General features: G+C 59.4%; 6 protein-coding genes and 2 pseudogenes. 3 read left to right on the forward strand and 5 right to left on the reverse strand.

Going from position 1 to position 4,092, the window contains the following annotated elements:
• Window positions 1–630, forward strand: a 630-nt coding sequence (locus AC629_RS43380) for an NAD(P)H-dependent flavin oxidoreductase (protein WP_210419227.1), incomplete at its 5' end; no start/stop codon positions are given.
• On the opposite strand, the gene AC629_RS43385 is transcribed toward AC629_RS43380, so the two are convergent.
• The 5 genes from AC629_RS43385 to AC629_RS43400 form a co-directional block, all read right to left on the reverse strand.
• Window positions 627–911, reverse strand: a complete 285-nt coding sequence (locus AC629_RS43385) for a hypothetical protein (RefSeq protein WP_143199919.1) — start codon at window positions 909–911, stop codon at window positions 627–629. The two genes, AC629_RS43380 and AC629_RS43385, sit on opposite strands and share 4 nt — an antisense overlap.
• A 53-nt stretch (window positions 912–964) precedes the next feature.
• Window positions 965–1,222 carry a hypothetical protein gene (locus tag AC629_RS49640; protein WP_245332195.1) on the reverse strand — a complete coding sequence of 86 codons (258 nt, stop codon included), beginning with the start codon at window positions 1,220–1,222 and terminating at the stop codon, window positions 965–967.
• Window positions 1,179–1,610, reverse strand: coding sequence for an alpha/beta fold hydrolase (locus AC629_RS49645; RefSeq protein ID WP_245332196.1), 432 nt, complete (start codon window positions 1,608–1,610; stop codon window positions 1,179–1,181). The genes AC629_RS49640 and AC629_RS49645 overlap by 44 nt, the downstream gene beginning before the upstream one ends.
• 68 nt (window positions 1,611–1,678) lie before the next feature.
• A complete protein-coding gene (locus AC629_RS43395) occupies window positions 1,679–1,888 on the reverse strand; it encodes a hypothetical protein (RefSeq protein ID WP_084810719.1) in 210 nt (69 codons plus the stop codon).
• The gene (locus AC629_RS43400) at window positions 1,878–2,063 is read right to left on the reverse strand and encodes a hypothetical protein (RefSeq protein WP_084810720.1); all 186 of its coding nucleotides are present in this window, start codon (window positions 2,061–2,063) and stop codon (window positions 1,878–1,880) included. The genes AC629_RS43395 and AC629_RS43400 overlap by 11 nt, the downstream gene beginning before the upstream one ends.
• Before the next feature lie 483 nt (window positions 2,064–2,546).
• On the opposite strand from AC629_RS43400, the pseudogene AC629_RS43405 reads away from it, so the two are divergent.
• Both AC629_RS43405 and AC629_RS43410 read left to right on the forward strand, forming a co-directional pair.
• Window positions 2,547–3,330, forward strand: a pseudogene (locus AC629_RS43405) (ABC transporter ATP-binding protein).
• Window positions 3,327–4,039: pseudogene (locus tag AC629_RS43410) on the forward strand (ABC transporter ATP-binding protein). The pseudogenes AC629_RS43405 and AC629_RS43410 overlap by 4 nt, the downstream one beginning before the upstream one ends.
• Window positions 4,040–4,092 lie beyond the last annotated feature (53 nt).

The following is a 4,092-nucleotide window of genomic DNA, read 5'->3' on the forward strand; positions in this document are numbered from 1 at the left end:
GAGGCGCGCGCTGTCGAGGCGGCCGGACTCGATGCGGTCGTGGCCACCGGCTTCGAGGCTGGCGGGCATCGCCCCTCATTCCTGCAAGAGGCCGAAGAATGCCTTACGGGCACGCTGGCACTCGTGCCGCAAGTAGTCGATTCCGTGCGCATCCCCGTGATCGCGGCGGGTGGCATTGCCGATGCGCGGGGTGTTGCGGCGGCGCTGGCGCTTGGGGCGGATGCCGTGCAGATCGGGACAGCCTTCCTCGCCTGTGACGAGTCCGGTGCGCCGGCGGTCCACAAGGAAGCCATGCTTGCCACCGGTCCCCGCGACACCGCGCTCAGTCGCGTGTTCAGCGGCCGCCTGGCGCGCAGCTTACGAAATCGTTTCATGGACGAAATGGCCCCGCACGTCGCCGATCTGCCGCCTTTTCCTGTTCGCAACTGGCTCAGCGGTACACTGCGCAAGGCGGCGATCGAGCAGGGGCGGAGCGACCTGATCTCGATGCAGGCCGGGCAGGGCGCGCCCCTGATCCACCGGCGCGACGCAACGGAGCTTATGGATGACTTGATCCGCGAGACGGCCCGGTTGCTCGCGCGGATGTCCTCCGCCGAAACGGCCTATGGGGCGGCGCCGGCCGACGTCTAGCGGGGCACGATAGCGTCAGTCTGCGCGATGCGTGGTCGCCCGCCGACGCTGCCTCGCGAAGCGCCATGTCCGACACATTCAAACCTCCACCTTTTATCGCCGATCAGCTGCTGGATCCGCAAAGGCGTCCACGTCAGATGATTACCGAACATCCACAGCCCGCCGAGATCGATATAAGCCATGATCGGCAGCACCAGGCCGAACACCTCCTGCTGCAGCGCCGGATCACTGCAGGTCCCTCTGATACGGATGGGCGCCGGGCGCCGGAAAAACGACGTCATTCTGTCCCCACACGATGAGCGTTGGCGGCTGATGCTTGCGAAAATAGTCGTGCTCACTCGGGGTAGAGGCCCGGATTGCTGCGGTAGTCATAGAGAAGATCGAGCATGATCTCCTTGTTGCCCGGGTGGTTTACCAGAGCCTTCTGGAGCACCCAGCTATCGGGACTGATCTTCGAGACATCCTTGACTCCGTGCGTATGGCTCCACTCGAGCGCCCCGTGCGAAATGGCCGCTTCGCGAATCTTCTGGAAGTTCTCCGGGCAGCGATCACTCCACAGCGCCTTCGCCGGCGCCCAGAAACTGTCCGGCAAGCTCTCGTCGTGCGCGTTCGCGTTCTGGACGATCAGGAACGAGACCTTTTCGGGTCGCCGGGAGGCGGAATCCGACCGGCCCACCGAAGTCATTCATGTAGCGTATGTTTTGAGTCCGAGTTTGTCCGTGAACTTCTCCACAATGTGGGCCGGGTGGTCGAAGGTGTAAGAAAAACTCCTTGCTCGACGGTGCCGAGCTGTAGTCGAAGCCCGCATAGTCCGGCGCGACGAGATGAAACTGATCGGCAAGCTGATCGATCAGCTCGCGAAACATGAATGAAGATGCAGGAAAGCCGTGGAGGAGCAGGATCGTGGGATGATTGGCGTTGCCAGCCTCCCGATAGACGATCTTAAGCCCAGGAAAGTCGGCGGTGCGGTCGTGCGTCATACATATCCCCTTGCCCGCGCTCTGCAGGACATGTGTCGTGTTCGTCCGCCCGCCTCGATCGAAGGCATTCAAAATTCATGGGACTTGCCCGCTCCCATGTTGGGATCGTCTTCCGCCACCTGGTCTACAGGCAAGCTTTGACCTTTGTTCTTGAAGTTCAGGAGACGACCTGGGTCGCCGTTATCAGCGGTGACGGCGTTGGTATCGGCGCCGCAGCGGTACTTCGCGCCGCGCAAGTCTCGGATCATGATCGTCTGCCGGCAGCGCTCAGCGATCAATGAGGCCGTCGCATCGATCGAGCGTGAATCCCCGGACGGAGAAGGTGCTGACGCTCAACGGGTCTTCTGGCTTCGCCGAGTAGGTTGAAGCCACTCGTACCGGTTTGAGTGAGCATTCTTGATCATCGATGTTCTCGGCAGTACCGTCGGCGGACATGTTCTCCGGCAGTTTCAAGCCGTCTCCAACGCGTCGAGCAGCGATGGTCTGAATTTCACAACTGTGAAAGTGAAGAGACAGAAGCAAAAGTTGTAGATCGCGTCCCTAGCGTAGCTCATAGTCAAAAAGAATTCACGATTGCGTTCGCTGTCGAAGGCGATCCAACGATTGGTTCAGCACAAGACGGACGACCGTTTCGGACGGTGAGAGATGATACACAGAAAACTCTGTCGCTCTGCTGGCGACGACGCCTACTCCCATGATCCTAATTTGTCGGTGGGCACTTGCCGCTGATCAGATTGCGCGACGCGATCACGCTGTTCTCGTTGGAGGTGGTGAGAATCGAAGCTCCAATCGGAGCGGTGCCCAGATAAATAAACAAGAAAATAAATCGAATGTTGGAGGAAACGTTGCACACGTGGTCGAAGGGATCAGGTAGCCTTTATCGTTGCGATCGGAAATCGCATTCGCATGTCCATTCCGGTTCGGCAAGCTATGTAGATGGAGTGCGATGACGCGGCTTCGCTGCTCGCCGTTCGCGACGTCAGCGTCTCGTTTGGCGGCATCACCGCCCTGAATGGCATTTCGTTCGACATGCACGAGGGCCAAATCCTGGGCCTGATCGGACCGAACGGTGCCGGAAAGACCACGCTTTTCAATTGTCTCAGTCGGCTCTATCAGCCGAGCGCCGGCGACATTCTGCTGGAAGAAGAGTATTCTAACCCGTCGGCCGCACCGCATTGCCGAGATCGGCATCGGTCGCACATTCCAGAACGTTGCCCTGTTCCCGACCCTTTCAGTGTTCGATAACGTCAGGATCGGCGCTCACGTTCGTAGTAAAGGCGACATCATCAGCGACGCGCTGAGGATGCCTTGGGTTCGTCGCGGCGAGGCGGTGCTCAACAAACGTGTTCACGAGATCATCGGATATCTCGACCTTGATGCCGTCGCTCATCTCGCGGTTTCCGGCCTGCCGTTTGGCACACAGAAACGCGTCGAGTTGGCACGCGCATTGGCTGCCGATCCGAAGATTCTCCTACTCGACGAGCCAGCTGGCGGCCTCAATCATGAGGAGGTCTACGTGCTCGGTGAGCTCGTGCGCCGGATTCGCAACGAGCGCAATATGACCATCCTGCTGGTCGAACATCATATGGGGTTAGTGATGTCGATCGCTGATCACATGGTCGCGCTGAATTTTGGCCGCAAGCTGGCGGAGGGAACGCCGGCCCAGGTCCAATCGAACCCGGATGTCATCAAGGCCTATCTCGGGAGCAAGGATCAGTGATGGTAATGCTCAATGTGAGAGATCTGCGAGCCCACTACGGACAAGTCCAGGCGCTTTACGGTCTCGATCTCGCCCTCGAGGAAGGCAGCCTGACAACGCTGCTTGGTGCCAATGGCGCCGGCAAGACCACGACCCTGCGCGCGATCTGTAACATGGTGCGATCGACTGTTCGATCGAATTTGATGGAAGACCGCTGAGCAATCGCTCGACCGAAAACATCGTCCGTCCAGGTATCGCTCATGTGCCGCAGGGCAGGGGCACCTTTATGAGCATGACGGTGGAGGAAAACCTCCACCTCGGTGCGATCATCCGCCAGGACAAGAGCGGTGTGGCTTCGGACATCGAGCGCATGTACGCCTATTTTCCCGTACTTAAGGTGCGGCACACTCAGCAGGCTGGTACGCTCTCTGGCGGCGAACAGCAGATGCTGGCGGTCGCTCGCGCGTTGATGCTGCGTCCGCGGCTAATGCTGCTGGATGAGCCATCGTTTGGTCTTGCGCCAATGATCGTGCGTGAGCTGTTCAAGATACTCGGAAAGATCAACCGTGAGGACAAGGTCACCATTCTGGTGGCTGAGCAGAACGCTCAGCTCGCATTGGAGCTCGCCGACCAAGCCTACGTGATCGAAACTGGACGGATCGTGATGTCGGGGCGAGCGGCCGATATCGCGAGCAATGACGACGTCCGCAGATCGTATCTGGGCTATTGAGGAACGGGGTCGTGGATCTTCTCACCAATCAAATCCTCGCCGGGATTGCTACC

The sequence above is a fragment of the Bradyrhizobium sp. NAS80.1 genome (genome assembly GCF_001908205.1).
GTDB lineage: Bacteria > Pseudomonadota > Alphaproteobacteria > Rhizobiales > Xanthobacteraceae > Bradyrhizobium.